The organism is Campylobacter peloridis LMG 23910, assembly GCF_000816785.1.
Lineage (GTDB): Bacteria > Campylobacterota > Campylobacteria > Campylobacterales > Campylobacteraceae > Campylobacter_D > Campylobacter_D peloridis.
On sequence record NZ_CP007766.1, the window covers coordinates 41,757 to 63,773 of the forward strand.

Annotated in this window: 34 protein-coding genes and 2 tRNA genes; 29 read left to right on the forward strand and 7 right to left on the reverse strand. The window is 30.6% G+C overall.

Going from position 1 to position 22,017, the window contains the following annotated elements; all coding sequences use genetic code 11:
* Positions 1-8: 8 nt before the first annotated feature.
* From pyrC to CPEL_RS00235, 4 genes are read right to left on the reverse strand one after another with little or no spacing between them, the layout of a single operon-like run.
* Positions 9-1,001, reverse strand: coding sequence for a dihydroorotase (gene pyrC / locus CPEL_RS00220; protein WP_044598093.1), 993 nt, complete (start codon positions 999-1,001; stop codon positions 9-11).
* Positions 1,002-1,010: 9 nt separating this feature from the next.
* Entirely contained in the window at positions 1,011-1,241 is a 231-nt protein-coding gene (locus CPEL_RS00225) for a replication/maintenance protein RepL (RefSeq protein ID WP_044598094.1), read from the reverse strand.
* On the reverse strand, positions 1,226-1,597 hold the full coding sequence (locus CPEL_RS00230; protein ID WP_044598095.1) for a diacylglycerol kinase: 372 nt from the start codon (positions 1,595-1,597) through the stop codon (positions 1,226-1,228). The genes CPEL_RS00225 and CPEL_RS00230 overlap by 16 nt, the downstream gene beginning before the upstream one ends.
* Positions 1,597-3,129, reverse strand: a complete 1,533-nt coding sequence (locus tag CPEL_RS00235; RefSeq protein WP_044598096.1) for a phosphoethanolamine transferase — start codon at positions 3,127-3,129, stop codon at positions 1,597-1,599. The genes CPEL_RS00230 and CPEL_RS00235 overlap by 1 nt, the downstream gene beginning before the upstream one ends.
* A gap of 106 nt (positions 3,130-3,235) precedes the next feature.
* Between CPEL_RS00235 and CPEL_RS00240 the strand changes: the two genes are divergently transcribed.
* The 5 genes from CPEL_RS00240 to sodB all read left to right on the forward strand — a co-directional run bounded on the left by CPEL_RS00240 (position 3,236) and on the right by sodB (position 7,822).
* Complete coding sequence (locus CPEL_RS00240) at positions 3,236-3,994, forward strand: exodeoxyribonuclease III (RefSeq protein WP_044598097.1); 759 nt, start codon at positions 3,236-3,238, stop codon at positions 3,992-3,994.
* Between the two features lie 139 nt (positions 3,995-4,133).
* A tRNA-Glu gene (locus tag CPEL_RS00245) sits at positions 4,134-4,208 on the forward strand.
* A 131-nt stretch (positions 4,209-4,339) separates the two neighbouring features.
* Complete coding sequence (locus CPEL_RS00250) at positions 4,340-6,619, forward strand: anaerobic ribonucleoside triphosphate reductase (protein WP_044598098.1); 2,280 nt, start codon at positions 4,340-4,342, stop codon at positions 6,617-6,619.
* Entirely contained in the window at positions 6,591-7,100 is a 510-nt protein-coding gene (gene nrdG / locus CPEL_RS00255; protein ID WP_044598099.1) for an anaerobic ribonucleoside-triphosphate reductase activating protein, read from the forward strand. The genes CPEL_RS00250 and nrdG overlap by 29 nt, the downstream gene beginning before the upstream one ends.
* Before the next feature lie 68 nt (positions 7,101-7,168).
* Positions 7,169-7,822 carry a superoxide dismutase [Fe] gene (gene sodB, locus CPEL_RS00260; protein WP_044598100.1) on the forward strand — a complete coding sequence of 218 codons (654 nt, stop codon included), beginning with the start codon at positions 7,169-7,171 and terminating at the stop codon, positions 7,820-7,822.
* Positions 7,823-7,853: 31 nt separating this feature from the next.
* On the opposite strand, the gene purM is transcribed toward sodB, so the two are convergent.
* Positions 7,854-8,843: a phosphoribosylformylglycinamidine cyclo-ligase gene (gene purM, locus CPEL_RS00265; protein ID WP_044598101.1), complete on the reverse strand. Its 990-nt coding sequence runs from the start codon at positions 8,841-8,843 to the stop codon at positions 7,854-7,856.
* Positions 8,844-8,900: 57 nt separating this feature from the next.
* Between purM and coaE the strand changes: the two genes are divergently transcribed.
* The 3 genes from coaE to CPEL_RS00280 are packed head-to-tail and all read left to right on the forward strand — an operon-like array spanning position 8,901 to position 10,922.
* Positions 8,901-9,494 (forward strand): dephospho-CoA kinase, encoded by a 594-nt coding sequence (coaE, locus tag CPEL_RS00270; protein WP_044598102.1) that lies wholly within the window; start codon positions 8,901-8,903, stop codon positions 9,492-9,494.
* Positions 9,491-10,243, forward strand: coding sequence for a diaminopimelate epimerase (gene dapF, locus CPEL_RS00275; protein ID WP_044598103.1), 753 nt, complete (start codon positions 9,491-9,493; stop codon positions 10,241-10,243). The genes coaE and dapF overlap by 4 nt, the downstream gene beginning before the upstream one ends.
* On the forward strand, positions 10,215-10,922 hold the full coding sequence (locus tag CPEL_RS00280; protein WP_044598104.1) for a glucosaminidase domain-containing protein: 708 nt from the start codon (positions 10,215-10,217) through the stop codon (positions 10,920-10,922). Before dapF ends, CPEL_RS00280 begins: the two co-directional genes overlap by 29 nt.
* Here CPEL_RS00280 and CPEL_RS00285 read toward each other — a convergent pair.
* Both CPEL_RS00285 and CPEL_RS00290 read right to left on the reverse strand, forming a co-directional pair.
* A complete protein-coding gene (locus tag CPEL_RS00285; protein ID WP_044598105.1) occupies positions 10,919-11,974 on the reverse strand; it encodes an ATP-binding protein in 1,056 nt (351 codons plus the stop codon). The two genes, CPEL_RS00280 and CPEL_RS00285, sit on opposite strands and share 4 nt — an antisense overlap.
* A 19-nt stretch (positions 11,975-11,993) precedes the next feature.
* Positions 11,994-12,069, reverse strand: a tRNA-Ala gene (locus CPEL_RS00290).
* A gap of 229 nt (positions 12,070-12,298) precedes the next feature.
* Between CPEL_RS00290 and rpsJ the strand changes: the two genes are divergently transcribed.
* The 21 genes from rpsJ to secY all read left to right on the forward strand — a co-directional run bounded on the left by rpsJ (position 12,299) and on the right by secY (position 21,996).
* The gene (gene rpsJ, locus CPEL_RS00295; RefSeq protein WP_012660810.1) at positions 12,299-12,610 is read left to right on the forward strand and encodes a 30S ribosomal protein S10; all 312 of its coding nucleotides are present in this window, start codon (positions 12,299-12,301) and stop codon (positions 12,608-12,610) included.
* A gap of 9 nt (positions 12,611-12,619) precedes the next feature.
* On the forward strand, positions 12,620-13,195 hold the full coding sequence (gene rplC / locus CPEL_RS00300) for a 50S ribosomal protein L3 (protein ID WP_044598106.1): 576 nt from the start codon (positions 12,620-12,622) through the stop codon (positions 13,193-13,195).
* A complete protein-coding gene (rplD, locus tag CPEL_RS00305; RefSeq protein WP_039617137.1) occupies positions 13,192-13,806 on the forward strand; it encodes a 50S ribosomal protein L4 in 615 nt (204 codons plus the stop codon). The genes rplC and rplD overlap by 4 nt, the downstream gene beginning before the upstream one ends.
* A gap of 1 nt (position 13,807) precedes the next feature.
* Entirely contained in the window at positions 13,808-14,089 is a 282-nt protein-coding gene (locus CPEL_RS00310; protein WP_044598107.1) for a 50S ribosomal protein L23, read from the forward strand.
* Position 14,090: 1 nt separating this feature from the next.
* Positions 14,091-14,921 carry a 50S ribosomal protein L2 gene (rplB, locus tag CPEL_RS00315; RefSeq protein WP_044598108.1) on the forward strand — a complete coding sequence of 277 codons (831 nt, stop codon included), beginning with the start codon at positions 14,091-14,093 and terminating at the stop codon, positions 14,919-14,921.
* Between the two features lies 1 nt (position 14,922).
* Complete coding sequence (gene rpsS / locus CPEL_RS00320) at positions 14,923-15,204, forward strand: 30S ribosomal protein S19 (protein WP_044598109.1); 282 nt, start codon at positions 14,923-14,925, stop codon at positions 15,202-15,204.
* A gap of 9 nt (positions 15,205-15,213) precedes the next feature.
* On the forward strand, positions 15,214-15,597 hold the full coding sequence (gene rplV, locus CPEL_RS00325; protein WP_044598110.1) for a 50S ribosomal protein L22: 384 nt from the start codon (positions 15,214-15,216) through the stop codon (positions 15,595-15,597).
* A 1-nt stretch (position 15,598) separates the two neighbouring features.
* Complete coding sequence (gene rpsC / locus CPEL_RS00330) at positions 15,599-16,300, forward strand: 30S ribosomal protein S3 (RefSeq protein ID WP_044598111.1); 702 nt, start codon at positions 15,599-15,601, stop codon at positions 16,298-16,300.
* 2 nt (positions 16,301-16,302) lie between these two features.
* On the forward strand, positions 16,303-16,728 hold the full coding sequence (gene rplP / locus CPEL_RS00335; RefSeq protein ID WP_044598112.1) for a 50S ribosomal protein L16: 426 nt from the start codon (positions 16,303-16,305) through the stop codon (positions 16,726-16,728).
* Positions 16,715-16,900: a 50S ribosomal protein L29 gene (gene rpmC, locus CPEL_RS00340; RefSeq protein ID WP_012660819.1), complete on the forward strand. Its 186-nt coding sequence runs from the start codon at positions 16,715-16,717 to the stop codon at positions 16,898-16,900. Before rplP ends, rpmC begins: the two co-directional genes overlap by 14 nt.
* Positions 16,901-16,909: 9 nt before the next feature.
* On the forward strand, positions 16,910-17,161 hold the full coding sequence (gene rpsQ / locus CPEL_RS00345; protein ID WP_044598113.1) for a 30S ribosomal protein S17: 252 nt from the start codon (positions 16,910-16,912) through the stop codon (positions 17,159-17,161).
* Positions 17,161-17,529, forward strand: coding sequence for a 50S ribosomal protein L14 (rplN, locus tag CPEL_RS00350; protein ID WP_012660821.1), 369 nt, complete (start codon positions 17,161-17,163; stop codon positions 17,527-17,529). The genes rpsQ and rplN overlap by 1 nt, the downstream gene beginning before the upstream one ends.
* Positions 17,529-17,756 carry a 50S ribosomal protein L24 gene (rplX, locus tag CPEL_RS00355; protein WP_012660822.1) on the forward strand — a complete coding sequence of 76 codons (228 nt, stop codon included), beginning with the start codon at positions 17,529-17,531 and terminating at the stop codon, positions 17,754-17,756. Before rplN ends, rplX begins: the two co-directional genes overlap by 1 nt.
* Position 17,757: 1 nt before the next feature.
* Positions 17,758-18,303 (forward strand): 50S ribosomal protein L5, encoded by a 546-nt coding sequence (gene rplE / locus CPEL_RS00360; RefSeq protein WP_044598114.1) that lies wholly within the window; start codon positions 17,758-17,760, stop codon positions 18,301-18,303.
* A 1-nt stretch (position 18,304) separates the two neighbouring features.
* The gene (locus tag CPEL_RS00365) at positions 18,305-18,490 is read left to right on the forward strand and encodes a type Z 30S ribosomal protein S14 (protein ID WP_012660824.1); all 186 of its coding nucleotides are present in this window, start codon (positions 18,305-18,307) and stop codon (positions 18,488-18,490) included.
* Between the two features lie 11 nt (positions 18,491-18,501).
* Positions 18,502-18,897: a 30S ribosomal protein S8 gene (gene rpsH / locus CPEL_RS00370; RefSeq protein ID WP_044598115.1), complete on the forward strand. Its 396-nt coding sequence runs from the start codon at positions 18,502-18,504 to the stop codon at positions 18,895-18,897.
* A gap of 78 nt (positions 18,898-18,975) precedes the next feature.
* On the forward strand, positions 18,976-19,512 hold the full coding sequence (gene rplF, locus CPEL_RS00375) for a 50S ribosomal protein L6 (protein ID WP_044598116.1): 537 nt from the start codon (positions 18,976-18,978) through the stop codon (positions 19,510-19,512).
* A gap of 9 nt (positions 19,513-19,521) precedes the next feature.
* Positions 19,522-19,878, forward strand: coding sequence for a 50S ribosomal protein L18 (gene rplR, locus CPEL_RS00380; RefSeq protein ID WP_044598117.1), 357 nt, complete (start codon positions 19,522-19,524; stop codon positions 19,876-19,878).
* Between the two features lie 16 nt (positions 19,879-19,894).
* The gene (rpsE, locus tag CPEL_RS00385) at positions 19,895-20,338 is read left to right on the forward strand and encodes a 30S ribosomal protein S5 (protein WP_039617161.1); all 444 of its coding nucleotides are present in this window, start codon (positions 19,895-19,897) and stop codon (positions 20,336-20,338) included.
* Positions 20,339-20,341: 3 nt separating this feature from the next.
* Positions 20,342-20,734 carry a 50S ribosomal protein L15 gene (gene rplO / locus CPEL_RS00390; RefSeq protein ID WP_044598118.1) on the forward strand — a complete coding sequence of 131 codons (393 nt, stop codon included), beginning with the start codon at positions 20,342-20,344 and terminating at the stop codon, positions 20,732-20,734.
* On the forward strand, positions 20,734-21,996 hold the full coding sequence (gene secY / locus CPEL_RS00395) for a preprotein translocase subunit SecY (protein WP_044598119.1): 1,263 nt from the start codon (positions 20,734-20,736) through the stop codon (positions 21,994-21,996). Before rplO ends, secY begins: the two co-directional genes overlap by 1 nt.
* Positions 21,997-22,017 lie beyond the last annotated feature (21 nt).

Here is a 22,017-nt window from a genome sequence, read left to right on the forward strand (position 1 = left end):
TTTCAAGGTTAAATTACCTTGAAATTTAAATTTTTTCCAGCCATAAAAGGCACTACATCGCTGTATTTTTGTGGGACTTGCCATTTTTCTTTTTTTAAGTTTATGATTTTTTCTTTTTCAAAATTAAAATTATAAATTTTGCAAGCATTATCGCTGATAAATTTTTGTAAATTTTCTTCATTTGAGTTTTTTTCAAAAAGTTCAGCTAAGACAGGCAATATAACAGGCGCACTAAAAACTCCAGCCGCACAACCGCAGCATTCTTTAGTATGTATTGGATGTGGAGCACTATCACTTCCAAACATAGCTTTTTTATATCCACTAAAGGCAAGCTCACAAAGTGCGTCTTTGTCTTCATAGCGTTTTGCAATAGGTTTGCAAAATAAATGTGGATCCATTTTTCCACCTATTACATCATCAAGTGTTATCATTAAATGATGTAAAGTTATAGTTGCATATAAATTTTCATAATCTTTTAATAAATTGCATAAAGTCTTAGTGGTAATGTGCTCCATTATTATTTTTAATTTTGGAAAATTTTTAGCTAATTTTTCATATATTTTTGCAAAATTTGCTTCTCTATCCATCACAAAATCATTAGTTTCACCATGGACTAATAAAGGTATATTTAATTCACTCATAGCATTTAAAGTAGGTTTTAATCTTTGTATATCAAAGCTTGAAATTCCATTATCTGAATTTGTAGTGATACCAGCAGGATAAAGTTTTATAGCAAAAATTTCATTTTTTGCATTTTCTAAGAATTTTTCATCATATTCTTTAAAAAATAAAGTCATCAAAGGTATAAAATCTTCATTTTTACAAGCTTTTAAAACTCTTTGTTTATAAGCTTTTAAATCGTTTAAATTAGTCAAAGGAGTGATTAAATTTGGCATTATAACACCAGCTTTAAAATCTTTTGCACTAAATAAAGCTACAAATTCAAGCATTTTTTCATCGCGCAAATGCAAATGCATATCTAATGGATTTTTAATTTTCATAATCATCTCCTATTTGAGTTTATATAAGCCGTTTTTGAGTTTTTCAAGTAAAGCTTTTTCTTCTAAAAATTTAAAGGTAGAAATGATGGTTGGCTTGCTGATGTTTAGTTGTTTAGAAAGCTCTTCGATATTTGCAAAGACAAAGCCATCATTATCTGCATTAAGGGCTAAAAATTCTAAAATTTCAAAGCGTTTTTTACCAAAAATTTTAATACATAGTGTTTTTACTTTATCATCCATGTTTTAACCAAATCAAAAAGAATAAAACTCCAAGTAATTATAGCCAAAAGCACGCTAAAAAACACCCCAGCACTTGCACAATCTTTAGCTTTTTTAGCTAAAATGTGAAATTCGTTTGTGTAAAGATCTACACAAGCTTCTATGCTTGAATTTAGTGCTTCTACAATCAAAATTAACACCAAAACAAACACAAGCACAAAATGCTCTAAAAAACTCACAGGTAAAAATAAACTGATTAAAATCAAGGGTAAAATAATGGCAAATTCTATCCTAAATGCCATTTCATCTTTGAGCAAAAATTTAATCCCACTTAAAGCATAACTTGCATTTTTAAATAAAGAATACTTTGGTTTCATCAAGGATTTTCCTTTAAATTTTTGCTAAATATATCATAATTTGCTTCATATTCTTTACTATTTACTCCAAAATATCCCAATAAACTTGAAAAAAGATTATCTTGGGAGAGTTTATAGTTTTTCTTAGTTTGTAATTCTTGGCTTAATTTTTCATCTTTACTCCAAAATATCATTGGAATGTGTTTTTGATCTTTTGGGGCTATTAAATAAGGCATACCATGCAAATAAATTCCATTTTCACCCAAACTTTCTCCATGATCGGATAAATATAGCAAAGAAGCTTCTTTGTTTGGATTTTGCTTGAGTAAATCTATAAGATTTTTGATGATAAAATCTGTATAAAGCAGAGTGTTATCATAGGTATTGGCAATTTGCTCATGAGTGCAAGTGTTTAGTTTGCTTGTATCGCAAGTTGGAGTAAATTTTTTAAATTCATTTGGATATCTTTTATAATAAGTTGGCCCATGAGAACCTTGTAAATGCACGATGATGATTTTGTTTGATTGGGTATTTTTAAGTTCTTCTTTTACAAGATTAAGCAAATCCTCATCATAATCTTTTGAGATTAATTGATGTTTTATGCGATCGCAGTTTCCTTTACAACCTCCTGAGTTATTTCCAAACCAAACGCTTTGCACTCCGACCTTTTGTAAAATATCTAAAACATTTTCTTCGTATAAGTTGTTATTAAAAGTAGCTCTTTTGTGTCTTGAAAACATACAAGGCAAACTTGTAGCAGTAGCAGTTCCGCACGAACTTACTTCGTTAAAATACACCAAATTAGGTATATTTTTAGTGTAGAAATTAGTATCATTTATGCTATATCCACCCAAAGAGTAATTACTAGCTCTTGCGGTTTCTCCTACTACTAAAATCATTAATTTAGATGCATTTGAATCTTTTAAACTAGCATCTTCTGAAATAATAGTAAGTTCTTTTTTACCCGCAAGTTTTTCTTTGATGTATTCTGCACTTGAGTAAATTGGATAAAATGGTAAATTATACATTCTAATGATATTATGTGATCTTAAAAAAGGTAAAAGTGTTTTTGAAACACAAAAAGCTAAGGTAAAGCAAAGTGCTAATGAACTAAAAAATAATATACTTTTTTTAAGTATATATCTTTGATAATCAATTTTTATAAAAATAATTATTAAACTAGGTAAAAAAACAAAAGCTAGCATATAAAAAACAAAATAAAAATTAAAATAAGAAAAAAATTCTCTATTATCTGTTTGAACGACATTTTCTATCATGTGATTGTCGATTAAAACTCCATAATTACTTACAAAATAACTACATATGGCACAAGTACTGAGTAAAAAAATACTTAAAAATTTTGTGATGAAGGGAAAATAAACTAAAGACAAAACACTTAATACCAAGAAAAAATAAATTCCAAAAAAAACACTAAAAAGTAAGAAATTTTGATCTATTTTTTCATACATAAAATTAAATAACTCAAAATTAAAAACCATGATAAAAACTGCGTTTAAAAGGGTAAATTTTGTCCATGTGAGTTTTAATTGCATAGTGTATCCTTTAGTAATGAAAGTAAAAAACTTAGTCTATTTGAATAAAATTAATAAATAACATATAAAATAGCAATAATGATATTTAATTAAAAAGGTTTTTTTAATGAAATTACTTTCTTGGAATATAAATGGCTTAAGAGCTATTTGTGAAAAAAACGCACTTGATTGGATAGAAAAAGATAATATAGATTTTATAGGTTTTCAAGAAATAAAAGCACACGAAGATAAATTTCCTAAAAGAATTTATGAATATGATTTTAAGCATATGTATTTTAATAGTGCTAAAAGAGCCGGATATTCTGGCGTAATGAGTCTTTGTAATTTTGATTGTGAAGTAAAAAAGTGTGAATTTTTTGATGATGATGAAGGTAGAGTTTTAGAGCATAGATTTAAGAATGTAGTTTTGTTTAATATATATTTTCCAAATGGTCAAAAAGATGATGAACGCTTGAATTTTAAAATGAAATTTTATAATGATTTTTTAATTTACTTAGATAAATTATTAAAAGAAGGAAAAGAGATTATAATATGTGGCGATGTAAATACTGCACATCGTGAGATAGACTTAACTCATCCAAAAGCAAATGAAAAAACTTCGGGATTTTTGCCTATTGAGCGTGCTTGGATAGATGAGCTTTTAAAATTAGGTTTTATAGATACTTTTAGATATATAAATGGCGATATAAAAGAAAAATATTCTTGGTGGAGCTATAGAATGAAAGCAAGAGAAAGAAATGTAGGCTGGAGAATTGATTATTTTTTCATATCAAATAATTTAAAAGACAAATTAAAAAATGCTTTTATAAAAGATGATATTTTTGGTTCTGATCATGCTCCAGTAGGTATAGAAATAGATATTTAAAAATAAACGCTTTAATACATTTTCAAAGTCTACTAATTTGGCTTTGTTTTTGTATTTTTAGCCGAATTTGCTCTTAAAATTTAAAGATAAATTAAGTATTTATTAAGCAATAAAACTATATAATCCAAATTTTATTTATGGCCCATTCGTCTAGCGGTTAGGACATCGCCCTTTCACGGCGGTAACACGAGTTCGAGTCTCGTATGGGTCACCACTACTTTTTATCAATCCACACTATTTTTGTATGATTATTTTTTAAGCTTTTCATCAAGTTTTTGTAATAAACTTACCCTTATCAAAGTGCTATTTTCTAGTATTTAGAGATTATTTTTTAGGAAAATTTCCATGAGGATAAAATTTATTATAAAAAGGGATAAAAGCCAAGTTGCATTTGATATTTTTAAAATCAAAAATGCTATTTTTAAAGCTAATCTTAATTCTACAGATAAAAAATTAGAAAATGAAAATTTAGACAAGCTTTGTGATGAGGTTGTGGCTTTGCTTAATGAAAATCATGCGCAAGTTGAACAAATTCAAGATAAAGTCGAAGAAGTTTTGATTAAAAATGCCTTAGTAAATACTGCAAAATCTTATATTTTATACCGCCAAAAAAGAACACAAATTCGCAATAGTAGTTATGATTTGCTGAATTTATATGATGATTTAACTTTTAAAGATGCTAAAGATGCGGATTTAAAAAGAGAAAACGCAAATATAAATTCAGATAGTGCTATGGGTATGATGTTAAAATATGGCTCAGAAGGTGCAAAATACTATGTAGATGAGTGCATTTTACCAAAACACATAGCAAATGCACACAAAAACGGCGATATACATATACATGATAAAGATTTTTATATGCTAACACAAACTTGTTGTCAGATTGATTTGCTAAAGCTTTTTGAAAAGGGTTTTAGCACAGGACATGGAAGCTTGCGTGAGCCAAATGATATAAGATCTTATGCTTCTTTAGCTTGCATTGCTTTGCAGGCTAATCAAAATGAAATGCATGGAGGCCAGTCTATACCCAATTTTGATTTTGCTATGGCAAAAGGTGTGGCAAAGACTTTTCAAAAAGAGTATAAAAAGGCTATAAAGGCTTTTTTTGAGATAAAACTAGAACAAAACTTAGATGAGCGTTGCTTTAATAACGCAAAATTTCAAGCTTTTAGTGAAAAAGAGTGCTTTAAAGAACTTTTAAAACTTGGCTTAAATGATGATGAAAAATTCTTAGAAAAAGCCAATGCTTATGCTTATAAAAGAGCATTAGAACAAACGCAAAATGCTACTTTTCAAGCTATGGAAGCTTTGGTGCATAATCTTAATACCATGAACTCAAGAGCAGGTGCCCAAGTGCCTTTTAGCACGCTAAATTATGGCACTGATACTTCTTTTGAAGGCCAAATGGTGATAGAAAATTTATTAAAAGCTACGATAAAAGGCTTAGGAAATGGTGAAACACCGATTTTTCCTGTGCAAATTTTTAAAGTAAAAGAAGGTGTTAATTATAATGAAAAAGATCCAAACTACAAGCTTTTTAAACTTGCTATAGAGTGTGCTTCTAAAAGGCTTTTTCCAAATTTTAGCTTTTTAGATGCAAGTTTTAACGCAAAATACTATAAAAAAGGTGATTATAATAGCGAAGTAGCCTATATGGGTTGTAGAACTAGGGTTATGGCAAATGTTTATGATGAGAGCAAAGAAATCACAAGTGGCAGAGGGAATTTAAGTTTTACTAGTATAAACCTTGTGCGTTTGGCTATAGAAGCTAAAGGAAATTTAGAACTTTTTTACTCACTTTTAAAAGAAAAATTAGAGCTTGTGTATGAACAATTGCTTCATAGATATAAAATTCAATGCTTAAAAAAGATAAAAAATTTTCCATTTTTAATGGGTGAGGGAATTTGGATAGATTCAGATACTTTAAAAGCTGATGATAATGTAGAAAAAATCATAGCACATGGAACTTTAGCTATAGGTTATATAGGCCTTTGTGAGAGTTTAATAGCTTTAATTGGAGCTCATCATGGGCAAAGTCAAGAAGCAAGGGATTTAGGCTTACAAATCATGCGTTTTATGCGTGAATTTGTCGATGAAAAAGCGCGTAAAGATAAACTGAATTTTTCGCTCATAGCCACCCCAGCTGAAGGCTTAAGTGGAAGATTTTTAAAGCTAGATCAAAAAAAATACGGCATTTTAAAAGGCATAACTGATAAAGATTTTTATACTAATTCTTTTCATATTCCTGTGGATTTTCCTATTAGTATATATGAAAAAATTCAAATAGAAGCTCCATATCATGAGCTAAACAATGGTGGGCATATTACTTATGTAGAATTAAATGGCGATGTGAGTAAAAATTTAGAAAGTTTTGAACGCATTATAAAATGCATGAAAGAAAGCAATATAGGCTATGGTTCGATTAATTTTCCACTAGATAGAGATCCAGTGTGTGGTTATAGTGGCGTGATAGATGAGTTTTGCCCAAAATGCCACAGAAAAGAAGATGGCATTAAATTCGAACGCATAAGAAGAATCACGGGTTATTTAGTAGGAACGCTTGATCGTTTTAATGATGCTAAAAAAGCAGAAGTTCATGCAAGAATTAAACACGATTTTTCTTAGATTAGCTGGTGTTATAAAAGAATCCATAGTCGATGGTTATGGTTTGCGTTATGTGATTTTTACTCAAGGTTGCCCTCATCATTGCAAGGGTTGTCATAATCCACAAACCCATGATTTTAACAAAGGATACTTGCAAGATTTAGCAAGTTTATATGATGAAATTTGTAAAAATCCTTTGCTTCAAGGCGTTACTTTTAGTGGTGGAGAGCCCTTTATGCAAGCAAAAAATTTAAGCATTTTGGCAAAACATATTAAGGCTTTAGGGCTTGATCTTACTATATATACAGGCTTTACTTATGAAAAGTTACTTCAAGATCAAGCTATGAAAGAATTACTTATCTTAGCTGATGTTTTAATCGATGGGAAGTTTATTTTAGAGCAAAAAGATTTATCTTTAAAATTTAAAGGCAGTAAAAACCAACGCATTATCGATGTGGCAAAGAGTTTAGTGCAAGGTGAAATAGTGCTTTTTGAAAAATAAAGAGTTATTTAGTCTTTTTTAATTTAACTATGTTAGAATATTACAAAATTTAAAAAAAGGAGAACAATATGTTTGAATTAAGAAAACTACCTTATGATGTAGATGCTTTTGGAGACTTTTTAAGTGCAGAAACTTTTGCATTTCACCATGGCAAACACCACCAAACTTATGTAAATAACCTAAACAATCTTATAAAAGATACTGAATTTGCAGGAAAAGATTTAGTTTATATCATACAAAATTCAAATGGTGGAGTTTTTAACAACGCTGCTCAAGTGTATAATCATGATTTTTATTTTGATTGCATTAAACCAAAAACATGCTGTGGCTGTGGCTGTTCTTTAAGTGATGAGTTTAAAGCAGCGGTTGAAAAAGACTTTGGCTCTATGGAAAATTTAAAAGAAGAATTTATAAAAGGTGCTACAGGGGTATTTGGCTCTGGTTGGTTTTGGTTAGTTTATAACACTCAAAATCAAAAATTAGAACTAATTGGCACAAGCAATGCTGCTACACCTATCACTGAAGGTAAAATTCCACTTTTAGTTGTAGATGTATGGGAACATGCTTACTATGTAGATCATCGCAATGCACGCCCTGCGTATTTAGAAAAATTCTACGCGCACATTAACTGGGAATTTGTAGCAAAAGCTTATGAATGGGCTATCAAAGAAGGTATGAATTCAGTAAGTTTTTACGCAAACGAACTTCACCCGCTAAACTAAAAATAAAATCTCTTAGAAATTCTAAGAGATTTTACTCTAAAACCACCCCTTCATTTAATACCACTTCGCCTATTACAAAGGCATCTGAGTTTTCTAAAACCTTGCCTACATTAGATGGATCTACCACTATAACTAAACCAACACCCATATTAAAACTTCTATACATTTGAGATTCTTCTACACTTTGGCCTATTTGATAAAAAATTTCAGGGGTTTTTAAATGATGTTTTCTAATCACAGCTCCAATGCCTTTTGGAAAAACTCTTGGTAAATTTTCTACCAAACCCCCGCCAGTAATGTGAGCTAGAGCATTGATGAAAGGTTTTAATTTTAAAAAGTCTTTTACATAAATCCTTGTAGGCTCAAGCAAAATATCGATTAAATTTTTACCATCTATCTTATCATCAAATTTAAGTTTTTGTGCTTCAAATAATACTTTTCTAGCTAAAGAATAGCCATTTGAATGAAGCCCGCTACTAGGCAAGGCTAGTAAAATATCCCCATTTTTTACAAAATTTCTTCTATCTATTTCATCTTTTTCAGCCATACCCACCGAAAAGCCTGCTAAATCAAAATCATTGCTATGATACATGCCAGGCATTTCAGCAGTCTCTCCGCCTATTAAGGCACAATTTGCTTTTTTACAACCATTTGCAATTCCTGCTACGACTTTTTTAGCTACTTCAATTTCTAATTTTGCACTCGCATAATAATCCAAAAAAAACAAAGGTGTAGCAAAATTGCAAATTAAATCATTCACACACATTGCCACTAAATCCTCGCCTATAGTGTCGTATTTTTGAGAATCTATAGCAAGACGCAACTTTGTTCCCACACCATCAGTTGCTGCTAGCATAACAGGATTTTTAAAACCACTTGGCATAGCAAAAGCACCAGAAAATGAACCTATGCCACCTAAAACATTTTCATTAAAAGTTTCTTTTACTAAAGGTTTGATTGCTTCTACAAAAGCATTGCCATTATCTATACTTACGCCTGCATCTTCATAGCTTATATTCATTTATCTTCCTTTAAGAATTTAAAAGGTATTTTAACCAAAAATATTTAAGGCTAAATTATGCAAAATGCTTATTTTGTTACTTCAAGCATAGCAGGGGGTAAATCAAGTTTTATAAAAATAGTCCAAAATTTGGGTTTTGATACTTTAAATGCGGATAAAATAGCCCATGAGCTTTTAGATAAAAATGCAAATTTCATAGCAAAACTTTTTGATGATGATAATTTAATTTTAAATAAAAAAATAGACAGAAAAAAACTCGGTGCTATTGTGTTTAATGATTTAAAAGCCAAAAAAAAGCTAGAAAATTTCTTACATCCTAAAATCAAAGAAGAAATTTTAAAAAAAGCACAAATTTTAGAAAAGAAAAACAAAGCTTTTTTTATAGAACTGCCTTTATTTTTTGAAAATAATCATTATCAAAATTTAGGAAAGAGCATTTTAATTTATACTCCAAAAGAACTTTTGCTTCAAAGATTAATGCAAAGAGATAATTTAGATGAAAATGAGGCTTTAAAAAGGATAAATTTGCAAATGCCTATAGAGCAAAAGCTAAATTTAGCCGATTTTGTGGTGCATAATTTAAGCACTTATGAAGAATTTGAAAAAAATGTGCTAAATTTTTTAAAACATATTTTAAAGGTTATAAAATGAAATTTTATAAATATTGTGCTAGCGGGAATGATTTTGTGGTGTTTGCAGACAATGATAAACAATATCGTAGTGAATTGGCTAAAAAAATATGCAATCGCTATGAAGGTATAGGTGCTGATGGTATGATAGTGATTTTGCCTCATGAAAGATATGATTTTGAATGGGAATTTTATAATTGTGATGGCAGTAGAGCTAATATGTGTGGTAATGGAGCTAGAGCAGCAGCGCATTTTGCACACCATGTTTTAAAAAAATCACAATATTTAAATTTTATAACCAAAGCAGGATTGATTAAATCTTATGTTGATAATAATGTTGTAGAAGTTAGATTAAGTGGTGTTAAAGATGTAAAAGATGCTTTTGAATATAAAGACAGAATTTGGCAAATGTGTAATACAGGAGTTCCACATCTAGTAACATTTTCAAAAAGTTTAAGTGAATTTGATTTAAATTTATGCAAAGAACTCCGTGATAAATATAATGCAAATGTTAATTTTGCAAAAATTGAAGGTAATGATTATATTAGAGTAAGAACATTTGAGCGTGGTGTGGAAGCAGAGACTTTAGCATGTGGAACAGGTATGGGAGCTTGTTTTTATTTAGCTCATTTAAACAATAAGGTTAGTAATAATGTTAAAATAAGACCAAAAAGCAATGAGGATTTGTATTTAAGATTAGAAGATGATCAGATATATTTAAAAGGAAAGGTAAGATGTTGTTTTGAAGCTGATTATAATTTTACTAACTAGTTTTTTATTTTTAAAAGCTGAATTTGTTCGTGGTTTTGATGATAGTTATTATACACTAAATGCCAAAGATAGACGAGAAGTTTTTATAGGAAAAATCAATACTTTATTGGATGTTTCTTTTGAAAATATCAATAAAGAAAAAGAATTTATAGAGTATTTTTTTCAAAATGCTATAAAAAATAATTTTAGAAATATAAATTCTAATACCATGCAAAGATTATGGCAGTTGAAAGAAAAATATCGTGTTAAAAATTTATATGATTATAATGCGTATTTAATGCGTATACAAAAAGTTCCAAAATCTTTAGCCATAGCCCAAGCTATAATAGAAAGTGCTACTGGCACTAGTCGTTTTGCAAAAGAGGCAAATAATTTATTTGGAGAATGGACTTGGGGAGAAAAAGGCTTAATCCCCAAGGAAAGAAGTGCTGGAAAGACTCATAAAATACGCATTTTTGATACTTTGCAAGAAAGCGTTGATTCTTATTTATTAAATTTAAATCGTCATAATGCATATGAAGAATTTAGAGCATGGCGGTGGAATGCTTTAAAACAAAATGAAAAATTAAATGGTAAAGAGGCAGCAAATCATTTAGAAAAATATTCTGAGATTAAAAGCAATTATACTAAGCTTATAATCTCTATTATAAACCAACATGGGCTTGATAAATTTGATTAATTTCCCAAAGCCCACTCATCAAACGGCAATATAAGGATTTTTATACCATTGATAAAAATTTTCTCTCTTTGAGAAAGAGTTATGATGTATATTGAAGAAAGTGGTAGCTGATTTTTACTAAGAATTTTTTTTATTTTTAGAAGAATCAAATCCTTATCTTTAAATGGAGAGCATATAAAAGCACTTTTTATTTCAGGCATAAAAAAATCAAAATTTTTTGTATAAAAAAGATCTTTTTTAAATTTAAATAATTCATTTAAAACTAAATTTTCAAACAAAGCATGAAAATCTTTTTGTATATTTAAAGAATTTTTTAGTGAAAAATCATAAAAATAAATTTTTTTTAGGTTTTTCTCGTAATTTTTAACAAAGAATAAAGTAAAGTTTTCCTCTAGTGTTTTTATGCTTTTATATAAAGTATCTTTAGAAATTTTGATTTTATTTTTTAATGTTTTTAGTAAATCATTAATGCTAAATTCTGTGCCAATTTGTGATGCAATTTGTTTTAATATAGTTAATTCTAGTGGATTGTAAAAGCTTTTTAAATATGTAGAGCTTATGTTTTGATTTAACATTATATTTGGGCCTGTGTGTAAAAAATAACTTACCATTGTTTTTGTTTCAATGTGTTTTTTGTTTAAACTTAAAAACTCTTCAAAATCTAAATAATCAAGATATAATTCTTCAAAATAATCTATGTGTAAATTTGCATTAAAAGTGCTTAATATGATTTGCAAATTTAAATGTTTTAAGCTATTAAAATCAAAATTATGATTAAAATTACAAAGTGCTAAAAATTTAATTTGGGGATTATAAGTTAAAAAAGAATTTAAATGTTTAAAAATATCTTCTTCAAATTTTAAATCAAAACAATCAATAAAAAGAATATTTTCTGTTTTATATAAAGACAAAAAATTTAGAATTAAATTTTTTTTACCACATGCAAAACCGCCTTTTATAATGATATTTTTTTGACTTTGAATTTGAATTTTTCTTTCATAGGGTAAGTAAAATTTGGGATAATTATCATAAAAAAATTGTAGTATTTTCATAAACTATACTTTAATAATTTGGTGGAGCATAGCGGGTTCGAACCGCTGACCCCAACGCTGCCAGCGTTGTGCTCTCCCAGCTGAGCTAATGCCCCTTGAATTTGATTAAATAAAATCATACTATATTTTTTCTTATATTTTCATAATAATAAAAAATAATTTTAGTCTTATAAAATGATTTTTTATCCTTATAATAAGGAAAAAAATAGGTAAAATTAATTGATTTTTCTTGACAATTAAAATGCACTTTTTATATAATTCCAACATCATTTTATATGGTGGTTAGATTTATCAATCTAACGAGTTCTTTACAAAGGAAATAATATGGAAAGAATCAGGCTTAAGCTAAAAGCTTATGACCACAGAGTTCTAGATCGCACAGTTGCAGCAATAGTAGAAGCTGTTAAAAGAACAGGTGCTGACATAAGAGGTCCAGTGCCAATGCCTACAAAAATCAAAAGATACACAGTTTTGAAATCTCCACACATCAATAAAGATTCGCGTGAGCAATTTGAAATGAGAATTCATGCGCGTATGCTTGATATTGTAGCAGCTACTCCAGATACGGTAGATTCACTCACAAAGCTTGACTTGGCTCCAGAGGTCAATGTTGAAGTAAGAGCTATGGGTAAATAAGGATAGAATATGGAATATATTGTAGAAAAAATTGGTATGAGTAGAACAATTAGCACACCAAGCATTCCTGTAACCTTACTTAAACTTGTTCAAACTAAAGTATGTGAAGTAGAAAACGGAAAAGCTTTGGTTGCTTATGCAAAAGGTAAAGCAAATAATAAATGTATAGCAGGTCAGCAAAAAAAATATAATCTTTCAGCTGAATATAATAGATTTGCCTCTTTAGAAGTGGCAAACACAGAAGCAGGTGATATTGATCTTAATCCTTTAAAAGAAGCTTCTATTTTAAAAGTGAGCTTTAATTCTAAAGGTAGAGGTTATAGTGGGGTTGTTAAAAGACATGGATTTGCCGGAGGTCCTGCAAGTCATGGTTCAAGATTCCACAGACGCCACGGATCAATTGGTAACCGTGAATGGCCAGGTCGTGTTCAACCAGGTATGAAAATGGCAGGTCATTATGGTAATGTAAAAGTTACTGTTAAAAATGAAGTAGTTTCATTTGATGAAGAAAACGGCATCTTAGTAGTAAAAGGTGCAGTACCAGGATTTAATGGTGCTATGGGTAAAATAAGGATTGCAAAATGAGTAAAGTAACTGTTTTAAATGATAAATTTGAAAAAGCTAGTGAACTCGATCTTCCAGCAAAGTATGCAGAAGTTAATCCTCACAACCTTTATTTATATGTAAAATCTTACCTTGCTAGTTTAAGAGCAAATACAGCTCATACTAAAGGAAGAAGTGATGTAAGCGGTGGTGGTAAAAAACCATGGAGACAAAAAGGTCGTGGTGGTGCAAGAGCAGGTTCAACAAGAACGAATGTTTGGGTTGGAGGTGCTGTGGCATTTGGTCCTACAAACAATCGTAATTATTTTCAAAAAGTTAATAAAAAACAAAAACGCTTAGCGCTTGAAAGAGCATTGGCTGATAAAGCACAAAACAATGCATTATTCTCAGTAGATAGTTTAAGCATTGAAAGCGGTAAAACTAAAGATGCAAATGCAGTTATTAAAAAGCTTGGTTTAAAAGATGCTTTAATCGTAAAAGATTTACTAGATGAAAAAACACTTCTTGCTTTTAGAAATTTAGCAAATTGCTATGTAGTTGATATTAGCGAAGTAAATGCTTATTTAGTATCTGTATTTAATGCTGTTATTATTGAAAAAGCAGCGCTTGAATCTATCGTAAAAGAGGGTTAAAATGGCAGATATTACTGATATAAAAACAATACTTTACACTGAAAAAAGCTTAAGCCTTCAAGAGCAAGGTGTTGTAGTGATTCAAACTTCTCCAAGAATGACAAAAAATGGCTTGAAAGAGGTTTTAAGAGAGTATTTTGGTGTAACTCCAGTAAGAATTAATTCTTTAAAAATGGATGGAAAAGTAAAGCGTTTTAGAGGTCGTGAAGGTCAAAGAAATAGCTTTAAAAAATTCTATGTGAAGCTACCAGAAGGTGTAAGCTTAGAAAGTTCGGAGGCATAAAATGGCAATTAAAACTTATAAACCATATACTCCAAGTAGAAGATACATAACAGGCATAAGTTCAGAAGATATTACAGCAAAAGCTAGTGTTCGCTCTTTGCTTATAAAACTTCCAGCACATGCAGGCCGTAATAACAATGGTAGAATAACAAGTCGTCATAAACAAGCAGGTGCTAAAAAGCTTTATAGAATTATTGATTTTAAAAGAAGAAAATTTGGAATCGAAGGTAAAGTTGAAGCAATTGAGTATGATCCATATAGAAATTGCCGTATAGCATTGATTTCTTATAAAGATGGTGAAAAAAGATACATCTTACAGCCTAGAGGTTTAAATGTTGGTGATGTAGTTTGTGCTGCTGAAAGTGGACTTGATATTAAGCCAGGTAATGCAATGAAATTAAGAAACATCCCAGTGGGTACTATTGTGCATAATATAGAATTAAAACCAGGAAAAGGTGGTCAAATGATTCGCTCAGCAGGAGCTTATGCGCAACTTATGGGTAAAGAAGAAAAATATGTTATCTTAAGACTTGCAAGCGGTGAAATGAGACAAGTTTTAGCTGAATGTATGGCAAGTATAGGCGAAGTTGGTAATGAAGAATGGTCAAATGTGACTATCGGTAAAGCAGGAAGAAATCGCCATAGAGGTATTCGTCCTCAAACAAGAGGTTCGGCTATGAACCCAGTTGATCACCCACATGGTGGTGGTGAAGGTAAGAAAAATTCAGGCCGTCATCCAGTTACTCCATGGGGTAAACCAACTAAAGGTGCCAAAACTCGTCGTAAAAAAGCTAGCGATAAGCTAATAATCTCAAGAAGAAAAGGAAAGTAAGATGGCTAGGTCACTAAAAAAAGGTCCTTTTGTTGATGAGCATGTAATGAAAAAAGTCATCGCTGCTAAAAAAGCTAATGATGGTAAACCAATTAAAACTTGGTCAAGACGCAGCACTATTATACCTGATATGATAGGTTTAACTTTTAATGTTCACAATGGAAAGAGTTTTATACCTGTATATATTACTGAAAACCATATAGGTTATAAATTAGGTGAATTTGCACCTACTAGAACATTTAAAGGCCACAAAGGCTCTGTTCAAAAGAAAATTGGTAAATAAGGGAGATTTATGAGTAAAGCATTAATTAAATTCATAAGATTATCTCCAACTAAGGCGAGATTAATCGCAAGAGAAGTTCAAGGTATGAATGCAGAGCTTGCTTTAGCTAGCTTAAAATTTATGCCAAATAAAGGTGCTAAATTTATAGCAAATGCTATTTCAAGTGCTGTAGCAAATGGAGGATTTGAAGCAAATGAAGTTGTTGTTTCAAGTTGTCGTGTTGATGCGGGTGCTGTTTTAAAAAGATTTAGACCAAGAGCTAGAGGAAGCGCTAGCCGTATTAGAAAGCCAACTTCACATATTTTAGTAGAAGTTAGTAAAACGGAAATAAAAGCTGAAAAAGTTGAAAAAACTACAAAAGCTAAAAAAGCATCAGTGAAAAAGGAAAGCTAATATGGGACAAAAAGTAAATCCGATTGGTTTAAGACTAGGAATAAATAGAAATTGGGAATCAAGATGGTTTCCTACAAAAGCTAATTTAGCGGAAAATATAGGTGAAGATCACAAAATAAGAACTTTCTTAAAAAGAAAACTTTATTATGCTGGAATTAGCCAAATTCTTGTAGAAAGAACAGCAAAAAAATTAAGAGTAACTGTTGTTGCTGCAAGACCTGGTATTATTATAGGTAAAAAAGGTAGCGATGTTGATGTTTTAAGAAAAGAGCTTCAAAATTTAATTGGTAAAGAAGTTAATATCAATATCAAAGAAGAAAGAAAAGCAGGTGCTTCAGCTCAACTTGCAGCTGAAAGTGTAGCAACTCAGCTTGAAAAAAGAATTGCTTTTAGAAGAGCTATGAAAAAAGTAATTCAAGGAGCGCAAAAAGCAGGTGCTAAAGGTATTAAAGTTTCAGTTTCAGGTCGTTTAGGTGGAGCTGAAATGGCAAGAACAGAATGGTATTTAGAAGGCCGTGTTCCACTTCATACTTTAAGAGCAAGAATTGATTATGGTTTTGCTGAAGCTCATACTACTTATGGAAATATAGGTATTAAAGTATGGATTTTTAAAGGTGAAGTATTGCAAAAAGGTGTTCAACCTGAAAAAACCGAAGAAAACGCTCCAGCTAAAAAAACTAGAAGAGCAAGAAGAGGTAAATAATCATGTTAATGCCAAAAAGAACAAAATATCGTAAAATGATGAAAGGGCGTAACAGAGGTTATGCCAATAGAGGGACAGAATTTACTTTCGGTGATTTTGCATTAAAAGCGACTGAAGCTGGTCGTATTAATTCACGCCAAATTGAAGCAGCGCGTATTGCTTTAACTCGTTTTGTAAAAAGACAGGGTAAAACTTGGATTAGAGTTTTTCCTGATAAACCTTTAACTAAAAAGCCTTTAGAAACTCGTATGGGTAAAGGTAAAGGTGCAGTGGAAGAATGGGTAATGAATATAAAACCAGGCCGTATTATATATGAAATGGCTGGAGTTAGTGAAGATATGGCAAGAGAAGCTTTAACTTTAGCTATGCATAAATTACCATTTAAAACTAAGTTTGTTACAAGAGAGAGCCAAAATGAAATATACTGAGATTAAAGATAAAACAGCAGGTGAGCTTGCAACAATGCTAAAAGAAAAAAAGGTGCTTTTATTTACTTTAAGACAAAAGCTAAAAACAATGCAGCTAACTAATCCTAAAGAAATTAGCGAAGTTAAAAAAGACATTGCTAGAATCAATACTGCAATTAGTGCTTTAAAATAAGGATAGAAAATGGCATTTAAAAGAGAAATTCAAGGCGTTGTTGTCCAAATTGCTGGTGATAAAACAGCGACTATTTTGGTTGAAAGAAAAGTAGTTCATCCAAAATATAGAAAAATTGTAAAACGCTTTAAAAAATATTTAATTCATGATGAAAGAAATGAACTTAAAATAGGAAATACTATTGTTGCTATTGAGTGTAGACCACTTTCAAAAAGAAAGTCATTTCGTTTAAAAACTATAGTATCAGCAGGAGTTGAGTAATGATTCAAAGTTTTACTAGGCTTGCAGTTGCTGATAATAGCGGTGCAAAAGAATTAATGTGTATTAAAGTTTTAGGTGGTAGTAAAAGAAGATATGCTACTGTTGGTGATGTAATAGTCGCATCTGTAAAAAAAGCTTTACCAAATGGTAAGGTAAAAAAAGGTCAAGTGGTAAAAGCTGTTATAGTAAGAACTAAAAAAGAAATTCATAGAGATAATGGTTCTTTGATTCGTTTTGATGAAAATGCAGCAGTTATTCTTGATGCTAAAAGAGAGCCTATCGGAACGCGTATTTTTGGGCCAGTAGGTCGTGAAGTAAGATATGGTGGCTTTATGAAGATTGTTTCACTAGCACCGGAGGTGTTGTAATGAAATTAAAAATTAAAAAAAATGATATGGTTAAAGTTATCGCAGGCGATGACAAAGGCAAAACAGGTAAAGTTTTAGCAGTTTTTCCTAAGACAAATAAAGTAATTGTTGAAGGTTGTAAAATCGCTAAAAAAGCTGTTAAGCCAAGTGATAAAAATCCAAATGGTGGTTTTATTAACAAAGAAATGCCAATGGATATTTCAAATGTAGCAAAGGCAGGAGAATAAGATGATGAGATTGAAAGAAAAATACGATCAAAGCATCAAAGCTGCTTTAGTAAAAGAATTTGATATCAAAAATCCTATGCTTGTTCCTTTTATTGAAAAAATTGTTATTAGTGTAGGAGCTGGAGAACTAGCAAAAGATCAAAAGGTATTGCAAAATGTTGCAGATACTATTTCTTTAATTGCTGGACAAAAAGCAGTTATTACAAAAGCTAAAAAATCAGTTGCTGGTTTTAAAGTCAGAGAAGGCTTCCCAGTAGGTGTAATGGTAACATTAAGAAAAAATAACATGTATGCTTTTTTAGACAAACTTATTACTATTGCTCTTCCTCGTGTAAAAGACTTTAGAGGTCTTCCAAGAGATGGATTTGATGGTAGAGGAAATTATAATTTTGGTTTAGATGAGCAGTTAATGTTCCCAGAAGTTGAGTATGATAAAATTTTAAGAACTCATGGTATGAACATTTCTATCGTTACGACAGCAAAATCAGATAAAGAGGCACAAAAATTATTAGAATTATTTGGCGTGCCATTTGCAAAAGGAAAGTAATATGGCTAAAAAATCAATGATTGCAAAAGCTGCCCGCAAACCTAAATTTAGTGTTAGAGGGTATACTAGATGCCAAATTTGTGGAAGACCACATTCAGTTTATAGAGATTTTGGAATTTGTAGAGTTTGCTTAAGAAAAATGGCAAATGAAGGTTTAATTCCTGGTCTTAAAAAAGCAAGTTGGTAAGAGGAAGAACCATGATAAATGATTTAATTTCAGATTCACTAACAAGAATAAGAAATGCAGGTATGAGAAGATTAGAAACTACTCAACTTTTGCATTCTAAAGTTATCGAAGCTTTAGTTGGAATTTTTCAAGCTAAAGGTTATATTGAAAGCTTTAATGTTATTGAAGAGGATAAAAAGAAATTCATCAATGTAGTTTTAAAATATGATGAAAAAGGCAAAAGCGTTATTAATGAAATCAAGCGTATTTCTAAGCCAGGTCGTCGTGTTTATAAAGGTAAAGATGAAATCAAACGCTTTAAAAATGGTTATGGTACTATTATAGTAAGCACTTCAAAAGGTGTTTTAGCTAACGATGAAGCTTATAAAGCAGGCGTTGGCGGCGAAGTTTTATGTACCATTTGGTAAGAGTTTCTACTTTTTATGGTATTCGGTATCCATTCTTATAAAAGTAGTCATATCGTAGACAAGTAAAAAGGAAAATGAATGTCTCGTATAGGTAAACAACCAGTTGCTATTCCAAGTGGAGTAGAGGTAAAGTTAGAAGGTAATTTGCTAAAATTTAAAAAAGGAAATTTAGCAAAAGAGCTTGATACAAAAGCAAATGTTAATGTTGAGATTAAAGAAGGACAAATTCTTTTTTCTCCTAAAGGTGAAGATAGACAAAGTAGAGCTTATTGGGGAACATATAGAGCTTTAGCACAAAATATTATCATTGGTTTAACTGATGGTTTTAGCAAAACTTTAGAAATTAATGGTGTTGGTTATAAAGCTGCATTAAAAGGAAAAGTTCTTGAACTTGCTTTAGGTTTTTCTCATCCTATCAACTATGCCATTCCAGAAGGTATAGAAATTGTCGTTGATAAAAATAATATTATTATCAAAGGTAGTGATAAACAAGTGGTAGGTCAAGTTGCTGCTCAAATTCGTGAATTTAGACCGCCTGAGCCTTATAAAGGAAAAGGTGTTAAATATTCTACTGAGCGTATTATCCGCAAAGCTGGTAAAACATCTAAGAAGTAAGGATAGAATATGAGAGCAAATGTATTAAAAAGAAAAATATCTTTAAGAATTAAAAGAAAAAAAAGAATTAGAGCAAAAATTTCAGGAACACAAGCTCTTCCAAGAGTTTCTGTTTTTAAATCAAACAGAACTTTATATATCCAAGCTATTGATGATGTTAAAGCTGTGACTTTAGCAGCAGTTGATGGAAGAAAACTTGGTATTAAAGCAAATAAAGAAGGCGCTAAAAAAATTGCAGCTGAATTTGCAAAAGTTTTAAAAGCTAAAAATATAGAAGAAGCAGTGTTTGATAGAAATGGTTATTTATACCATGGAGTGATTGCAGTTTTAGCGCAAGCACTTAGAGAAAATGGAATCAAACTATAACCCAAAAGGAAAATCGATGGAAAAATATAATAGAGAAGAATTTGAAGAAGTAATCGTCGATATCGGCAGGGTTACTAAGGTTGTTAAAGGTGGTAGAAGATTTAGATTTACTGCTTTAGTTATCGTTGGAAACAGAAAAGGCTTAGTTGGTGTAGGCTATGGAAAAGCTAAAGAAGTTCCAGATGCTATAAGAAAAGCAGTTGATGATGCTTTTAAAAATATTGTTGAAGTTAAAACAAAAGGTTCAACTATTCCTCATGATGTAGAAGTAAAATACAACGCAAGTAGAATTTTACTTAAACCAGCAAGCGAAGGTACAGGGGTTATTGCAGGTGGTTCAACGCGTCCTATAGTGGAGCTTGCAGGTATTAAAGACATTTTAACTAAGTCTTTAGGTTCAAATAATTCAGCAAATGTTGTGCGTGCTACTATCAAAGCACTTACAATGCTTAAAGGATAATCAATGAATTTAACAAAAGCACCAGGTTCAACACATAAAACCAAAAGAATAGGTCGTGGTCAAGGTAGTGGTATGGGAAAAACTTCTACTAAAGGTGGAAAAGGACAAACTGCTAGAAAAGGCTACAATGAAAAAAGAGGTTTTGAAGGTGGTCAGCAACCTCTTCAAAGAAGATTACCAAAAGTTGGTTTTACTTCTAAAATTGAAAAACCTTATGTGATTAATGTTGAAAAAATAACAGCTATTAAAGATTTAAGTGAAATTACTTTTGAAACGATTAATAGTATCCATAAGCTTTCAAAAAATATAAATAAAATCAAACTTATTGGAGCAAGTGCAAAAAATCTTGCTAGTAAAATTAAAGATGAGAAGATTACTTTTAGCGGACAAAAATAATGAATAAAACATTGACAAATAAAATTCTCATAACATTAGCTTTTTTATTTGCATATAGAATATTAGCTTATGTTCCAGTTCCGGGGGTTAATGTCAGTGTTATCAAGGAATTTTTTGATTCTAATGCTTCTAATGCATTAGGCTTGTTTAATATGTTTAGCGGGGGTGCTGCTGAAAGGCTTAGCATCATCTCTCTAGGCATTATGCCTTATATTACTGCTTCGATTATTATGGAGCTTTTAGCGGCAACTTTTCCAAATATAGGAAAAATGAAAAAAGAACGCGATGGTATGCAAAAATATATGCAAATTATCCGTTATGCTACTATAGCTATTACTTTAGTGCAAAGCATAGGAGTTTCTATAGGCTTGCAAAGTCTTCATGGAAAGGCTGGGCAATCTGCTATCATGATTGATATGAATACTTTTATTGCACTTTCTGCTGTTTCTATGCTTGCTGGAACTATGCTTTTAATGTGGATAGGTGAACAAATAACACAAAGAGGTATAGGAAATGGTATATCCTTGATTATCTTTGGTGGTATTGTTTCTACAATCCCAGGTGCAATTAGCGGAACAGTAAATTTGGTAAATACAGGTGAAATGAATTTCTTGACTATCATTGCCATTTTAGTTGTAATTTTACTTACTATTTGGGCTATTATAGTAGTAGAGCTTGGAGAAAGAAGAATTCCTATTTCTTACTCAAGAAAAGTAATTATGCAAAATCAAAACAAACGCATTATGAATTATATACCTATTAAAATTAATTTAAGCGGTGTGATTCCTCCTATTTTTGCAAGTGCTATTTTAATGTTTCCAAGCACTATTTTGCAAACAAGCACAAATGAATACGCATTAAAGATCCATGATTTTTTAAATCCAAATGGATTTTTCTTTCATTTTTTAACTTTCTTGCTTGTTATTTTCTTTGCATATTTTTATGCTTCAATTGTATTTAATGCAAAAGACATAGCCGAAAATCTCAAAAGACAGGGTGGTTTTATACCAGGTATTAGACCGGGTGAAGGAACTGCAAATTATCTTAATGAAGTAGCATCAAGACTCACTTTATCAGGTTCTATTTATTTAGGACTCGTAGCTACTTTGCCTTGGCTTATTGTAAAATTATTTGGGGTTCCTTTTTATTTTGGTGGAACTTCTGTTTTGATTGTAGTGCAAGTTGCGCTTGATACAATGAGAAAAATAGAAGCACAAATTTATATGAATAAATACCAAACATTAAGTGCTGTAGGCTTATAAGAAAGTAGATTTTCTACTTTC